Genomic DNA, 14,437 nt, shown 5'->3' on the forward strand with positions numbered 1-14,437 from the left:
ACACTTCAGCCTAGCTTGCATTGCTCGGTAACAAGGTTCGACTGCCAAATCGGCACCCATCTATGCGGCGCACCACTGGATTGCTCGCCGTTTTAAGCCACGATTCAAACGGAAAGCAGAAAGCAGAGGCTCATGCCCACAATCGCTTTGGTCGACGACGACCGCAACATTCTCACATCCGTCTCGATCGCGTTGGAAGCCGAAGGCTACCGCATCATGACCTACACCGACGGCGCCTCCGCGCTTGACGGTTTCCGCACCACCCAACCCGATCTTGCCATCCTCGACATCAAGATGCCGCGCATGGACGGGATGGAGACGCTGCGCCGTCTCAGGCAGAAATCCGACCTGCCGGTGATCTTCCTGACTTCCAAGGACGAAGAGATCGACGAACTGTTCGGCCTCAAGATGGGCGCCGACGACTTCATCCGGAAGCCGTTCTCGCAGCGCCTGCTGGTCGAGCGCGTCAAGGCCGTGCTGCGCCGGTCGGCGCCGAAGGACCCGACCGTCACGCCGAAGGAGAACGACGCCAAGGCGCTCGACCGCGGCCTGCTGCGCATGGATCCGGAACGGCATACCTGCACCTGGAAGAACGAGCCGGTGACGCTGACCGTTACCGAATTTCTGATCCTGCAGGCGCTCGCGACCCGGCCCGGCGTGGTGAAGAGCCGCAACGCGCTGATGGACGCCGCCTATGACGATCAGGTCTATGTCGACGACCGCACCATCGACAGCCACATCAAGCGACTGCGCAAGAAGTTCAAGGTGGTCGACAACGAGTTCGAGATGATCGAGACGCTCTACGGCGTCGGCTACCGCTTCAAGGAAGCCTGAGGCGCACGCGCCTTCACCAAAGACTGAGAGCATCGCCGGTTCTGATTCCATCACGACCGGGATGGCTCTAGGATGCGAGGACCTTCGCACGAGTTGTCCTAACGCGGGCGTGAGCATTGCTTGACCGAACGCAGCCTGACGAGAACCAGAACGCCGAGGACGTCACCGCCCACGGCGATCCGGATCAATTGGCCGATGACAAGCCGGCCGTGCACGGCTGGCGGCCGCTGAACTGGCTGACGCGCGCCGGGCAGTTCTTCTTCGCGCTGTCCTTCTCGAGCCTGACTCGCCGCATCGTCTCGCTCAACCTCGCCGGCCTTGTGGCGCTGGTGGCGAGCATCCTTTATCTGTCGCAGTTCCGCGCCGGCCTGATCGACGCGCGCGCGCAGAGCCTGCTGGTGCAGGCGGAGATCATCGCCGGCGCGATCGCGGCCTCCGCGACGGTGCAGACCAACGCCATCACCATCGATCCCGACCGGCTGCTCGACCTCAAGCCGGGCGAGACCTATGGCGGGTCGGACGAGTATTCGCCGCTGGATTTTCCGATCAATCCGGAGCGCGTGGCGCCGGTGCTGCGCACGCTGATCTCGCCGACCAAGACGCGCGCCCGCATCTACGACCCGAACGGCAGCCTGCTGGTCGACAGCCGCAGCCTCGAGACCGTGGTGCGCTTCCCCCTGCCGTCGGTCTCCGCCGAGAACCCGGGCATCGTCGAACGCGGCATGGTCGCGGTCCGCACCTGGCTGAACCGCGGCGACCTGCCGCTCTATCGCGAACTCGGGCCCGAGAACGGCAACGGCTATGCGGAGGTGGGCGACGCGCTCCATGGCCAGAAGCGCTCGATGGTGCGGGTCAATTCGCGCGGCGAGGTGATCGTCTCGGTCGCGGTCCCCGTGCTGCGCTCGCGCGCCATCCACGGCGCGCTGATGCTGTCGACGCAGGGCGACGACATCGACCAGATGGTCACCGCCGAGCGCCTCGCTATCCTCAAAGTGGGCGGCGTCGCCGCCGCGGTCATGATCATGCTCTCGCTGCTGCTTGCGAGCACGATCGCGGGGCCCGTGCGCCGGCTTGCCGACAGCGCCGAACGCATCCGCCGCCGCATCAACACCCGCGTCGAGATTCCCGACTTCACCCGCCGCCGCGACGAGATCGGCCATCTCTCCGGTGCGCTGCGCGACATGACCAGCGCGCTCTACAGCCGCATCGAGGCGATCGAAATGTTCGCTGCCGACGTCGCGCACGAATTGAAGAACCCGCTGACCTCTTTGCGCTCCGCGGTCGAGACGCTGCCGCTGGCGCGCAACGATAACAGCCGCGCACGCCTGCTCGAAGTGATCGAGCATGACGTCAAGCGGCTCGACCGGTTGATCTCGGACATCTCCGACGCCAGCCGCCTCGATGCCGAACTGCAGCGCCAGGATGCGATCGCGGTCGACCTGCGCCGCCTGTTGACGACGCTCGTCTCCGTCGCCAATGAAACCAAGCTCGGCCATGACGTCGCGGTGGAAACGCGCTTCGAAGGCCGCAGCCCGACCGACAGTTTCGTCGTGACCGGCCACGATTCGCGGCTCGGACAGGTGGTCTCCAACCTGCTCGCCAACGCACAATCCTTCTCCGAGCCCGGCAACAAGGTGCGCCTCACCTGCCGCCGCGTGCGCGGAGAGATCGAGATCGTGGTCGACGACGACGGTCCCGGCATTCGCGACGACGCGCTGCAACGCATCTTCGAGCGCTTCTACACCGACCGACCACATCAGGGCTTTGGCCAGAACTCCGGCCTCGGCCTGTCGATCTCCAAGCAGATCATCGACGCCCATGGCGGACGCATCTGGGCGGAGAACCGCCCTGGCCCGGCGGACGAGGACGGAGCGCCTACCGCTGTCGGCGCGCGCTTCGTGGTGAGGCTGCCGGCGCTATGAGCGAGGACGGTCCCAGCATTCACGCCTCCGCCGTCAAGGTGGGAGATCTGGCGGTGCTGATCCGCGGGCCTTCCGGCTCCGGCAAGTCGCGCCTTGCCTTCGATTTGATCATGGCGGGGCGCAGCGGCGTGGTCGAAAGGGCCGTTCTGGTCGGTGATGACCGTGTCCATCTGGCGACAGTCGGCCGCGAAATTGAGGTCCGCCCGAGCAGGACACTGGCCGGCTTGATCGAAATCCGGGGGCTGGGAATCCGCCGCTGCGACTTCGTGGAGCATGCGACCGTCGGCCTTGTGGTCGATCTCGACGCAGCGGACGCGGAGCGGCTGCCAGCGGCCGAATCCCTGAAAACAAGCATTTTAGGTGCCGAAATACCGCGAATCCCAGTTGGCCGCGACTATTCGCCACTTCCTTTGGTTGTTGCCGCCTTGACCACTACCAAGAGTTCATCTTCCGTTAACCCTCCAGGCGATTGTTTGAAGGGAAATGGTAACCATATGAACCCCACACTCGCGACCGAATAGACCGGCGCAGCTCCCCTCATCCATCCGTCTAGATTCAGGGAGATACGCAACATCCCCTCTTGCGCGGGGGCTCTGGATGGTCAAAGTGGCGCGTTCGTGCGGTGCACCAAAAGCGCCCGCGAGGAGTTTTCCGATGATTGGTCTAGTACTTGTGACCCACGGGCGCCTTGCCGACGAATTCAAGGCAGCGCTTGAACATGTCATGGGCCCACAAAAGCAAATCGAAGCGATCACGATCGGCGCCGAAGATGATTCCGATCTCTGTCGAAGCGACATCATAGAAGCGGTTAACCGCGTCGATTCCGGCGACGGCGTCGCGATCCTCACCGACATGTTTGGCGGCACGCCGTCGAACCTCGCAATATCCTGCATGAGCCGGCCGAAGGTCGAAGTGCTCGCGGGCATCAACCTTCCCATGCTGGTGAAGCTCGCCAAGGTACGCGAGGAGCGTCCGCTGCCCGACGCGATCGCGATGGCGCAGGAAGCGGGCCGCAAATACGTCACCATTGCCAGCCGCGTGCTCGCCGGCAAATGAGCGACGAGGCGCCGCAAGCCGGGACGGGTGTGCCCGCGGGCGCGATCTCCAAAGACCTCCTGATCATCAACAAGCGCGGCCTGCACGCGCGGGCCTCCGCAAAATTCGTCCAGGCCGTCGAGCGCTTCAACGCGCAGGTCTGGGTGACGCGCGGCGGCGAGACCGTCGGCGGGACCTCGATCATGGGCCTGATGATGCTCGCCGCTGGTCCCGGCACGACCATTACTGTGGCGGCCGCCGGCGACGATGCCGAAGCCGCGCTCGCCGCAATCACCGAGCTCGTTGAAAGCAAATTCAACGAGGAAGGGATTTAGGCGGCTTCGCCTCGATCATTTCCCCGGCGGCGCGATGTAGATATTCCAGCTCATCGACGGACCGGCCTTGCCGTGAGTAAATCGGCGCGTCGTCATCACGATGCGCTCGGCGTTCGGCGCAACCTCGGACACCCATTTCTCGAACGCCGGCAAGCGACCGTCGGCTGGATCGAACACGCCGATGAAGCCGTATCGCTTGACGTCATCGGGCGAGATCAACCCGGACCCCCAGGCTTCGAGCGGCGTGAACGCGGCCGGATGATCGGGGCTGTAGAACACCATCGGCTGGATCGATTCCATGGTGCCGGCGACGACCGCCCAGCGCGAGGCGAAGCGCGCGTGCCAGGCCTGCGTCAGCTCGCGCGCGAGATCCGAGCGCGCGCCATAGGTCGCCGTGTTGCCGGCATTGGCCGCCATCTCGCGCGCGGCGATCCAGGGCGAGGCAGCGAGCGTCGCGACGCTGAGCACGAGCCAGATCGCGACAATGTTGAACAGCGCAGCACTCTGCACCCGCAACGCCGGGATCGCGACCAGCGCGAGCGGCACCAGGAAGAACAGCGAGATGCCCCAGTCGGTCTTCATGTAGATGCTGAAGGCCAGCGCGCCGAGCGCGGGGCCGAATGCGACGATGATCTGGATGATCCAGACGTTGCGCGCCTGCGAAAGGTTCACACCGGGATTCGCGCCGCGCGCCCAGGCCCGCGTGACGATGCGCAACGGCGCGCGCATGAGCAGCGAGACCCAATGCGGCACAAGGGCCATCGCCAGCGCGGCCAGCGCCACCGGCAAGGCCAGCAACGCGAGATTATGCAGGGCATAGCCGGCCACGAGCTGATGCACCTGGCCGCTGTCCTCGAGGCTGTAGGTGTCGCCGGCATAGGTCAGCGGCACGAAATGCGCATCCGCCAGCCAGACGATGTGCGGGATCATCGCCACCACCATCGTCACGATCGCAACCCATGGCGCCGGCGACGACAGGAACCTCATCCGCTCTGGATGGATCAACGCGGCAAGCCCGATGGCGCCGATCATGGTCAGCACCCAGTATTTGGTCATCAGCGCCAGCGCGCCGGCAAGTCCGAGCAAGACTCCGGATTGCCAGCTCCGCTTCTCGAACGCATTAAGATAAGCGAGCACGAGGAGCGGCAAAGTGACGAGCTGGAGCAGGTCGGGATTGTACTTGAAACCCTTGAAATTGAAGATCGGGTAGAGCGCGACCATCACCACGACCAGGAACGCGCGCCGCGCATCCACGACGCGCAACGCGATGAGCCAGCAGATCACCATGCCGACGCTGACGGTCGCCATCGCCAGCGCATAGGTCGCCCAGTCCGTCGGCGGGAATGCCATGAACCAGACGCCGGCGACCCAGCCCGACAGCGGCGGGTGCTTGCCATAGCCCCACAGGAATTTCTGCCCCCAGCCCCAGGCTTCTGCGACGTCCATGTGAACGTCCTGCGCGGCCTTCAGGTTGATCAGGATGAAGGTCCAGAGCACCGCATGCAGGATGGCGAGCTGGATCACCAGCCAGAGGCGCGCCTCCGGCCGGATCGCGCTGGCAACCAGCCAGGCCCGAAAACGGGCATAGCTCACCCGGGACTTCGCGCGCGCTCGGGCAGACGGGATCGAGGTCGTGGACATGGGCCGTTGCGTAGCGCGTTTTGGCACCTGGTGGAATCAGCTTGGCGTGAACAAAGGCCCTGAAATTACAGCAATATGGTTGCCGCACGGGGATGTGAGTGGTATCCCGCGCCCATGACGACCGTCCCCATTTCCAACATTCGCAATTTCTCCATCGTCGCCCATATCGACCATGGCAAATCGACGCTGGCCGACCGTCTGATCCAGATCACCGGCGGCCTCACCGACCGCGAAATGGCCGGGAAGGAACAGGTGCTCGATTCCATGGACATCGAGCGCGAGCGCGGCATCACTATCAAGGCGCAGACGGTTCGGCTGAAATACCACGCCAAGGACGGCAAGGATTACATCTTCAACCTGATGGACACGCCGGGCCATGTCGACTTCGCCTACGAAGTCTCGCGGTCGCTGGCGGCCTGCGAGGGTTCCCTGCTGGTGGTCGACGCCAGCCAGGGCGTGGAAGCGCAGACGCTTGCCAACGTCTACCACGCGCTCGACGCCGGTCATGAGATCGTGCCGGTCCTGAACAAGGTCGACCTTCCCGCCGCCGAACCCGAGAAGATCAGGCAGCAGATCGAAGACGTGATCGGCATCGACGCCTCGGACGCCGTGATGATCTCAGCCAAGACGGGCCTCGGCGTTCCCGACGTGCTCGAAGCGATCGTCACCCGCCTGCCACCGCCGAAGGGCGATCGCGACGCCACGCTGAAGGCGTTGCTGGTCGACAGCTGGTACGACGTCTATCTCGGCGTGGTCGTGCTGATCCGCGTCGTCGACGGCGTGATGAAGAAGGGCGGCCGCATCCGCATGATGGGCACGGGTGCTGCCTATGACGTCGAACGCGTCGGCTTCTTCACCCCGAAGATGACGCAGGTCGACGAGCTCGGCCCCGGCGAGATCGGCTTCATCACCGCGGCGATCAAGGAGGTTGCCGACACCCGCGTCGGCGACACCATCACCGACGACAGAAAGCCAATCACCGAAATGCTGCCGGGCTTCAAGCCTGCGATTCCGGTGGTGTTCTGCGGCCTTTTTCCGGTCGATGCCGACGACTTCGAAACGCTGCGCGCCGCGATGGGCAAGCTGCGGCTGAACGACGCCAGCTTCTCGTTCGAAATGGAAACCTCGGCCGCACTCGGCTTCGGCTTCCGCTGCGGCTTCCTCGGCCTGTTGCACCTCGAGATCATCCAGGAGCGGCTGTCGCGCGAGTTCGACCTCAATCTGATCGCAACCGCGCCGAGCGTCATCTACAAGATGAAGCTCAACGACGGCACCGAGATCGAGATTCACAATCCCATCGACATGCCTGATGTGGTCAAGATCGCGGAGATCCAGGAGCCCTGGATCGAGGCCACGATCCTCACCCCCGACGAATATCTCGGCAGCGTGCTGAAGCTGTGCCAGGACCGCCGCGGCTCGCAGAAGGAGCTGACCTACGTCGGCTCTCGCGCCATGGTGAAATACGATCTGCCGCTCAACGAAGTCGTGTTCGACTTCTACGACCGCCTGAAATCGGTCTCCAAGGGCTACGCCTCGTTCGACTATCATCTCACCGACTATAAGCCGGCCGATCTCGTCAAGATGCAGATCCTGGTCAACAACGAGCCGGTCGATGCGCTCTCGATGCTGGTCCACCGCACCCGCGCGGAGGGGCGCGGCCGCGCCATGGTCGAGAAGATGAAGGAGCTGATCCCGCCGCACATGTTCCAGATTCCGATCCAGGCGGCGATCGGCGGCAAGGTGATCGCGCGCGAAACCGTTCGCGCCCTGCGCAAGGACGTCACAGCAAAGTGCTATGGCGGCGACATCACCCGTAAGCGAAAACTTCTGGAGAAGCAGAAGGAAGGCAAGAAGAAGATGCGGCAGTTCGGCAAGGTCGACATCCCGCAGGAAGCCTTCATTGCCGCGCTGAAGGTGGATAGCTGAGGCGGGGGGTCGGGCAGGTCCGGTCCGGAACGTTTGGGCCGGAAAATAAAAGACGCGAAAACAACCCCATGCACAGTAGCCGACCCATTGTTGGCGCCGCGCTTTTTCGTTTTTTACGAAGCCGGTTTGACTTGTCGGGCAAAACAGGGGCATGATGGCATCATGGAAGCGGGTGCAGTCGGCAGACGGTGATGTCCTATCAAACGACCCCCGTCACGTTTGTGCTCATAGCCCGGATACCTCCAGCAGGCGTCGACGCGTTTCGAGCCTACGAGGATGCCGTCCTGCCGCTGTTGCCTGAGTTCAATGGATCTCTGGAGGGTCGTCTTCGCAATCCGGACGGCACCATCGAGATCCACATCGTCAGCTTCACGTCCGAAGCGGACTTTCAAAACTACCGGAATGATCCCCGGCGGGCAGCGCACGCCCGGCTGTTGGAAAAATCATCCGCGAAGCTGGAATTGCTCCCGATGGCGAACGTCTAGCGTCCGACAAGATCTGGCTTGCTGTTGCGTCGCGGCAATCGTACTGAGAGCGCTCGTCGGACCCGAGTTCATCGGGTGGCTCGGCCGGGCGCCCATCCCCCGGAAACCCTCAGCGTAGCGATATCGAAGCTTAACTTTAGGCCGACCGGGCGCCGCCCGTCGCCTCGCTGGTCTTATTGGTTTCAGCAAAATGACGTTCTACCAAACGTTCCGCCGCGAGTGGCTGACAAACGTTTCCACGGACCTGCTCTCCGGTGTTCTCGTCGCGCTGGCGCTAATTCCGGAGGCGATCGGTTTTTCGATTGTCGCGGGCGTCGACCCGAAGGTGGGCCTTTACGCCTCATTCTCGATCGCCTGCGTGACTGCCGTCGTCGGCGGCAGGCCGGCGATGATTTCCGCAGCGACGGCATCGACCGCGGTGCTGATGATCACCCTGGTCCGCGATCACGGCCTTCAGTACCTGTTCGCCGCGACGGTGCTGATGGGACTGATTCAGATCGCCGCAGGGGCCGCGCGGCTTGGTCTGCTCATGAAGTTCGTGTCCCGCTCGGTCATGACCGGATTTGTAAACGCCTTGGCCATTCTCATTTTCCTGGCTCAGTTGCCGCAATTGACGCACGTCGGCTGGGAAACCTACGCCATGGTCGGCGCGGGCTTGGCCATCATCTATCTGTTCCCTTACGTCACCAAACGAGTGCCGTCCGCCCTGGTCAGCATCATCGTGCTGACCGCGTTTACGCTGTGGTCCGGTATCAAGCTGCGTACCGTCGGCGACATGGGCGAATTGCCGTCCAGCCTCCCGTTCTTCGCGATCCCCCAAGTCCCCTTCAATCTGGAGACCCTGAGGATCATCCTGCCGTACTCGCTGGCGATGGCTGCGGTCGGGCTGCTGGAATCGCTTCTGACGGCTTCGATCGTCGACGACATGACCGATACCGGCAGCAATAAGAACCGGGAATGCGTAGGCCAGGGCGTCGCCAACTTCGTCACCGGCTTCCTCGGTGCAATGGGCGGATGCGCCATGATCGGGCAATCGGTCATCAACGTCACCGCCGGCGCGCGCACCCGTCTATCAACGTTCTTCGCCGGCGCCTTCTTGCTGTTCCTGATCGTTGTCCTTGGCGAGTGGGTGAAGCAGATACCGATGGCCGCGCTCGTAGCCGTGATGATCATGGTCTCGATCAGCACGTTCAACTGGTCGTCCCTCGTTAACCTGCGGTCCCATCCCCTAAGTTCGAGCGTCGTGATGTTGGCCACCGTCGTCGTCGTTGTGGCGACCGGCGATCTGTCGATGGGTGTGCTCACGGGCGTCGTGCTCAGCGGCGTGTTCTTCGCCGGCAAGGTGGCACGCCTGCTCGGGATCGAAACGGAGCTATCCGAAGACGGACGCGAGATCACTTACTTCGTGACGGGGCAGGTGTTTTTCGCCTCCTCCAACAGTCTCGTCGATGCCTTCGACTACCTCGATGTGCCGAGCCGGGTTCGAATCGACGTCAGCGACGCACATTTCTGGGACATCACTGCCATCGGAGCACTGGATGACATCGTACTCAAGCTTCGTCGCCACGGCGCCGAAGTCGAGGTCATCGGGCTCAACCAGGCCAGCGCCACGATGGTCGAACGCTTCGGTACGCACCATAAGCCAGGTGCGCGGCCGAAAGCAGTCCATTGATGGAAGCATGATGTTGCCCGGCTGGGTCAAGTCGGACTCATTGCATCAATCGGCAGCATCGCATCTCGTCAGGGTATCAACTCACTTGCGGTATTGCTCGTCGCCGACCTTCTCGAGCCAATCGACAGTCTTGCCGCCCACGGATTCCTGAATCGCGATGTGCGTCATCGCTGTCGTCGGCGACGCGCCATGCCAGTGCTTCAATCCCGGTGGAAACCACACGACGTCGCCGGGCCTGATCTCCTCGACCTGACCACCTTCACGCTGCAGCCAACCGAGCCCGGCGGTGACAATCAGCGTTTGCCCGCGCGGATGCGTGTGCCAGGCGGTACGAGCACCGGGTTCGAAAGTAACCTGGCCACCGCTGGCACGCGCAGGATCGGGTGCAGCGAACAACGGATCGATCCGGACGGTGCCGGTGAACCAGTCTTGCGGGCCCTTCTGGGAGGGTCGGGAGCCGTTTCTCTTGATATCGATATCATGGGCAACCTCAACGGGCGCGATACGCGGCGCCGTCTGGCGACGATGGCCGTTGTTCGTCGCGGGCCGCTCCGCAAAGGTTCACGGACCATGGCCTTCTTGCGCGGGCATGGGCGAGCGACCATTGTGCTTGTCCCCGCCATGGACCCGGCGCAACGACCGAGCCAGTGGAGCGATCCGTCGAATGCACGATCCGGCTGGCACGTGAAGATGACGCCGCTGCCATCAGCGCGGTCATTTTGCGCGCGCTGCGGGAAACCAATTCGAAGGACTATACGGACGAGATCATCGAAAGGGTCGGGCGCAGCTTCAGTCGAGAGGCCGTGCTCCAACTGATCGGGACGCGCACCGTCTTTGTCGCCGTCATTGGCAGCCGCGTCGTCGGAACAGCAAGCCTCGACGGTAGCGTCGTTCGTACGGTGTTCGTGGCTCCCGATGTTCAGGCCCGAGGTATCGGCAGGCTGTTGATGGCCGAAATCGAGCGCACGGCGTGCGCGCGAAACATTCCCTCCCTGACTGTTCCTGCTTCCGTCACCGCCGAAACTTTCTACGCACGACTCGGGTTCAATGCCGTACGCGATAGCTACTATGGTGACGAACGCACGATCATCATGGAGCGAGTGCTCGATGACCCGAGCTAAGTCCGGTCCACGCCATCAAGATCGGGACGCAAGACACTTCGCGCGATCGCGCGCCCCGAAAAGACAACCGCACCACCTTGATCGTCCCTGCCAAATAGACCACCATCGCGTCTTACCGCTCACGGCAGAATGGGCGAGGAAAACGCGCATGAACGCAACTCTCGGAGTTGGCCTCGTCGAACGTGCCCGCGCACTTGCGCCGCTCATTTCGGGCGAAGCTGAGGCGATCGAGCGGACGCGGCGGCTGACCGCTCCCGTCGTCTCGGCACTGATCGAGAACGGGCTCTACCGCGCACTGCTGCCGCAAAGCCTCGGCGGCGCTGAAGCTGCACCGGAAGCCTTCATGCAGATGCTGGAGGAGATCGCGAAGGCGGATGCCTCCACGGCCTGGTGTCTCGGCCAGTGCACGGTCTGCGCCATGATCGCAGCTTCGCTCGACCGCGATACCGCGCGGGAGATCTTCAACGCGGGCCCCGGCATCCTCGCCTGGGGCGCGATTGCACATGAGGCGCGGGCGGTCGAGGGCGGCTACCGCGTCACGGCGCGCTGGGACTTTGCCTCGGGCTCGCGGCAGGCGAGCTGGCTGGGGGCGCATGTCCGCATCGTCGGTGCTGACGGGACGCCGCGCAAGAATGCCGATGGCTCGCCGGAGGTGCGGACCATTTTGTTTCCGGTGGCGAGCGCGACGCTTCATGACGTTTGGCAGGCGATCGGGCTCGCCGGGACCGGCACCGACGCGTACGAGGTGAGCGACCTCTTCATCCCCGAGCGTTTCACGGCGTTTCGTGACGTGCCGTCCGCGCTGCGCGAGACCGGTCCGCTCTACAGGATCGGCACCGGCTCGACCTTCAGCCTCGGCTTTGCCGCGGTCTCGCTCGGCGTGGCGCGCGCCACGCTGGATGCGGCAATCGCGCTGGCACGTGGAAAGCATCAGTCGCTGGCCGCACACACCATGCGCGACAACCAGGCGGTCCAGGGCCTGATCGGCCGCACCGAGGGCGATTTGCGCGCCGCGCGCGCCTATCTCTATGCAACGGCAAATGCGATGTGGCGCGATCTCAGCGCGAGCGGCGAGTTCAGCACGGCACATCGCAGCGCCGTCAGGCTGGCTGCGACCTGGACCATCCATCAATCGGCGCGCGTGGTCGACACCGCCTATCACATGGCGGGTACGACCGCGGTATTCCGCAGCAATCCGTTCGAGCGGCGGTTTCGCGACATGCACGCCATCGCCCAGCAGATCCAGGCGCGCGACACGCATTACGAGGACGTCGGCAAGGCGATCCTTGCCGAAAACCGATAGTCTCAGGCGAATGAAGCTGCGGCGCTTTGTCTCGCGCTATGACGAATGACCAATGCTCCATGCGCTCACTGCATTGAGTCATGCAAAAGGGTGGCAACGAATCCGTTGAAACACGGAGGACGTGCCGGCCTTGTTGTTAAGCAATTTCTGGGACCTTCCGCAAAAGCAAGATTTGGAAATGCCTGGGAATTTTCGATGTTCAAACTCAAGTCGATTGCCGCCCGCCTGATTCTCGCCATCGCGCTCACCGTTGCGGTGGCCTGCGCCATTCTCTCCGGCTTCTCGATCACCCAGCAGCGGGCGCTGACGCGGCTCGCGCTCGATCAGCAGCTCAAGCTGCAATATGAAAGCGTGATCGCCGCGATCGACTATGAAGGACGTGCCGCGCTGGCAGTCTCCACCTTGATCGCGGCCCTGCCGCCGGTCGGCGATGCCATCGCCAAGGGCGACCGCGACAGTCTCCTCACGCTGCTCGGCGACGCCAACAAGGCGCTGAAGGGGCAGGGCATCCCGCTGATCACCTTCCAGCTTCCGCCGGCGATCTCCTTCGTCCGCGTCCACGCGCCCAAGACTTTCGGCGACGACGTTTCCGCCCGCCGCGCCACCGTGGTCGAGGCGCTCAAGACCGGCCGGCAGATCGTCGGCGTCGAGCCGGGCCGCGAAGCGCTCGGCATCTTCGGCATGACGCCGATCGTGCGCGACGGCAAGAACCTGGCCAATGTCGACGTCGGCGCCGCCTTCGGCAAGGAATTCGTCGACCGCGCCAAAAAGCGCTTCGGCATCGACCTTGCCGTCTACTCCGTCGACGGCAAGAATTTGAACAAGCTGTCGTCCACCTTCGGCGAGAACGCGGTCGCCAAGCCCGACGAATTGAAAGCCGCGATCGACGGCGCGCCGCTGCTGCGCGAAGCCGAGCTCGACGGTCATCCAGTCGCCGTTTACGCCGGGCCGATCAAGAACTACGCCGGCGCGCCGGTCGGCGTCCTTGAAATCATCAAGGACACGACGGAATACGAGGTCGCTTTCGCTGCCGCGGAACGCAATCTGATCCTCGGCACGGTCGCGATCCTCGCTGCCGCCATCGTGCTGGCGTTCCTGCTCGGCCGCGGCCTGTCGCGGCCGCTTGCCGCGATCACCGCGGTCATGAACCGGCTATCGAGCGGCGATACCAGCGTCACCATTCCCGGGAGCGAACGCCGGGACGAGCTTGGCACCATGGCCAAGGCGGTTGACGTGTTCCGCCGCAACATGCTTGAGGCAGAGGCAATGCGCGAGGCGCAGGAGGCCGACAAGGCCCGGGCAGAAATGGAGAAACAGGCGCTGCAGCGCCAGATGGCTGATCGGTTTGAGGCCGACGTCAAGGGCGTGGTGTCGGCCGTCGCAAAGGCGACCGAAGGCATGCAACACGTCGCCGGCGAGATCACCACGAGCGTCAACGGCACCTCGCAGCGTGCTTCCGCCGCGGCGACAGCCTCCGAGGAGGCCTCGACCAGCGTCAATGCGGTCGCTGCGGCGACCGAGGAGCTGGCCTCATCGGTGAACGAGATCGGTCGCCAGGTCACCCATTCCAGTCAGGTCGCGAGCGGCGCGGTGGTCAAGGCCACCGAAACGACGGCGATGGTCACGAGCCTCGCCGCCGCAGCCGAGCGCATCGGCGACGTGCTGCGGCTGATCAGCGAGATCGCAAGCCAGACCAATCTGCTGGCGCTCAACGCCACGATCGAGGCGGCGCGAGCGGGCGAAGCCGGCCGCGGCTTCGCGGTGGTCGCCGCCGAGGTAAAGGGGCTCGCCAGCCAGACCGCGAAGGCCACCGACGAGATCGCAAGCCAGGTGACCGCGATCCAGGCCGCCACCGGAAATTGCGTCACTGCGATTTCAGGGATCAGCGACACCATCCGCGAGATCAGCGGCATTACCACCGCCATCGCCGCTGCAGTCGAAGAGCAGGGCTCGGCGACGCGGGAGATCGCCCGCAGCGTGCAGCAGGCGTCCGCCGGCACCACCGACGTCTCGGCCAATGTCGCCGGCGCAAGCCAGTCCGCCGACCAGTCGCGCGCACTGGCCAGCAATGTCATGGTTGCTTCGGGTGAACTCGGCCAGCACGCCTCAGCGCTTCGGCAGAGCGTCGACACCTTCCTCGCGGGCCTGCGCGGCGCCGCCTAG

At 64.0% G+C, this 14,437-nt stretch carries 13 protein-coding genes and 1 other annotated feature; of the genes, 11 read left to right on the plus strand and 2 right to left on the minus strand.

Features of this window, described 5'->3' with window-relative positions; all coding sequences use genetic code 11:
- Positions 1-132: 132 nt before the first annotated feature.
- The 5 genes from IVB27_RS22415 to IVB27_RS22435 all read left to right on the plus strand — a co-directional run bounded on the left by IVB27_RS22415 (position 133) and on the right by IVB27_RS22435 (position 4,126).
- Complete coding sequence (locus IVB27_RS22415) at positions 133-834, plus strand: response regulator transcription factor (RefSeq protein ID WP_007597749.1); 702 nt, start codon at positions 133-135, stop codon at positions 832-834.
- A gap of 116 nt (positions 835-950) precedes the next feature.
- Positions 951-2,756, plus strand: coding sequence for a sensor histidine kinase (locus IVB27_RS22420; protein ID WP_247445376.1), 1,806 nt, complete (start codon positions 951-953; stop codon positions 2,754-2,756).
- Entirely contained in the window at positions 2,753-3,277 is a 525-nt protein-coding gene (locus IVB27_RS22425) for an HPr kinase/phosphorylase (protein ID WP_247445377.1), read from the plus strand. Before IVB27_RS22420 ends, IVB27_RS22425 begins: the two co-directional genes overlap by 4 nt.
- Positions 3,278-3,410: 133 nt before the next feature.
- Positions 3,411-3,812 (plus strand): PTS sugar transporter subunit IIA, encoded by a 402-nt coding sequence (locus tag IVB27_RS22430; protein WP_007597752.1) that lies wholly within the window; start codon positions 3,411-3,413, stop codon positions 3,810-3,812.
- A complete protein-coding gene (locus tag IVB27_RS22435) occupies positions 3,809-4,126 on the plus strand; it encodes an HPr family phosphocarrier protein (RefSeq protein ID WP_247445378.1) in 318 nt (105 codons plus the stop codon). Before IVB27_RS22430 ends, IVB27_RS22435 begins: the two co-directional genes overlap by 4 nt.
- 15 nt (positions 4,127-4,141) lie before the next feature.
- Here IVB27_RS22435 and IVB27_RS22440 read toward each other — a convergent pair whose 3' ends face one another.
- Positions 4,142-5,767, minus strand: coding sequence for a glycosyltransferase family 39 protein (locus IVB27_RS22440; RefSeq protein ID WP_247445379.1), 1,626 nt, complete (start codon positions 5,765-5,767; stop codon positions 4,142-4,144).
- Positions 5,768-5,881: 114 nt separating this feature from the next.
- On the opposite strand from IVB27_RS22440, the gene lepA reads away from it, so the two are divergent.
- From lepA to IVB27_RS22455, 3 genes are all read left to right on the plus strand, one after another.
- The gene (gene lepA, locus IVB27_RS22445; RefSeq protein ID WP_247348692.1) at positions 5,882-7,693 is read left to right on the plus strand and encodes a translation elongation factor 4; all 1,812 of its coding nucleotides are present in this window, start codon (positions 5,882-5,884) and stop codon (positions 7,691-7,693) included.
- Between the two features lie 191 nt (positions 7,694-7,884).
- Positions 7,885-8,178: an ABM domain-containing protein gene (locus tag IVB27_RS22450; protein WP_247445380.1), complete on the plus strand. Its 294-nt coding sequence runs from the start codon at positions 7,885-7,887 to the stop codon at positions 8,176-8,178.
- 55 nt (positions 8,179-8,233) lie between these two features.
- Positions 8,234-8,287, plus strand: a sequence feature (sul1 is cis-regulatory element that is thought to sense ions involved in sulfur or methionine metabolism; They are found in Alphaproteobacteria).
- Positions 8,288-8,368: 81 nt separating this feature from the next.
- Positions 8,369-9,850 (plus strand): SulP family inorganic anion transporter, encoded by a 1,482-nt coding sequence (locus IVB27_RS22455; RefSeq protein WP_247445381.1) that lies wholly within the window; start codon positions 8,369-8,371, stop codon positions 9,848-9,850.
- Between the two features lie 81 nt (positions 9,851-9,931).
- Here the strand turns inward: IVB27_RS22455 and IVB27_RS22460 are convergent, their stop codons facing one another.
- Positions 9,932-10,327 carry a (R)-mandelonitrile lyase gene (locus IVB27_RS22460; RefSeq protein WP_247445473.1) on the minus strand — a complete coding sequence of 132 codons (396 nt, stop codon included), beginning with the start codon at positions 10,325-10,327 and terminating at the stop codon, positions 9,932-9,934.
- Between the two features lie 170 nt (positions 10,328-10,497).
- Here IVB27_RS22460 and IVB27_RS22465 point away from each other — a divergent pair, with 170 nt between their 5' ends.
- The 3 genes from IVB27_RS22465 (at position 10,498) to IVB27_RS22475 (ending at position 14,437) form a co-directional block, all read left to right on the plus strand.
- A complete protein-coding gene (locus IVB27_RS22465) occupies positions 10,498-10,971 on the plus strand; it encodes a GNAT family N-acetyltransferase (protein WP_247445382.1) in 474 nt (157 codons plus the stop codon).
- Positions 10,972-11,119: 148 nt separating this feature from the next.
- Positions 11,120-12,274, plus strand: a complete 1,155-nt coding sequence (locus IVB27_RS22470) for an acyl-CoA dehydrogenase family protein (protein ID WP_247445383.1) — start codon at positions 11,120-11,122, stop codon at positions 12,272-12,274.
- Between the two features lie 195 nt (positions 12,275-12,469).
- Positions 12,470-14,437, plus strand: coding sequence for a methyl-accepting chemotaxis protein (locus IVB27_RS22475; RefSeq protein ID WP_247445384.1), 1,968 nt, complete (start codon positions 12,470-12,472; stop codon positions 14,435-14,437).

Source organism: Bradyrhizobium sp. 197 (genome assembly GCF_023073375.1).
Taxonomy (GTDB): Bacteria; Pseudomonadota; Alphaproteobacteria; order Rhizobiales; family Xanthobacteraceae; genus Bradyrhizobium.

What these genes read in the sequence shown, in the direction of transcription:
- IVB27_RS22415 (WP_007597749.1), top strand. Translation starts at nt 133, where the DNA reads ATGCCCACAATCGCTTTGGTCGACGACGACCGCAACATTCTCACATCC.
- IVB27_RS22425 (WP_247445377.1), top strand. Translation starts at nt 2,753, where the DNA reads ATGAGCGAGGACGGTCCCAGCATTCACGCCTCCGCCGTCAAGGTGGGA.
- IVB27_RS22430 (WP_007597752.1), top strand. Translation starts at nt 3,411, where the DNA reads ATGATTGGTCTAGTACTTGTGACCCACGGGCGCCTTGCCGACGAATTC.
- IVB27_RS22435 (WP_247445378.1), top strand. Translation starts at nt 3,809, where the DNA reads ATGAGCGACGAGGCGCCGCAAGCCGGGACGGGTGTGCCCGCGGGCGCG.
- IVB27_RS22440 (WP_247445379.1), bottom strand. Translation starts at nt 5,767, where the DNA reads ATGTCCACGACCTCGATCCCGTCTGCCCGAGCGCGCGCGAAGTCCCGG.
- lepA (WP_247348692.1), top strand. Translation starts at nt 5,882, where the DNA reads ATGACGACCGTCCCCATTTCCAACATTCGCAATTTCTCCATCGTCGCC.
- IVB27_RS22450 (WP_247445380.1), top strand. Translation starts at nt 7,885, where the DNA reads ATGTCCTATCAAACGACCCCCGTCACGTTTGTGCTCATAGCCCGGATA.
- IVB27_RS22455 (WP_247445381.1), top strand. Translation starts at nt 8,369, where the DNA reads ATGACGTTCTACCAAACGTTCCGCCGCGAGTGGCTGACAAACGTTTCC.
- IVB27_RS22470 (WP_247445383.1), top strand. Translation starts at nt 11,120, where the DNA reads ATGAACGCAACTCTCGGAGTTGGCCTCGTCGAACGTGCCCGCGCACTT.
- IVB27_RS22475 (WP_247445384.1), top strand. Translation starts at nt 12,470, where the DNA reads ATGTTCAAACTCAAGTCGATTGCCGCCCGCCTGATTCTCGCCATCGCG.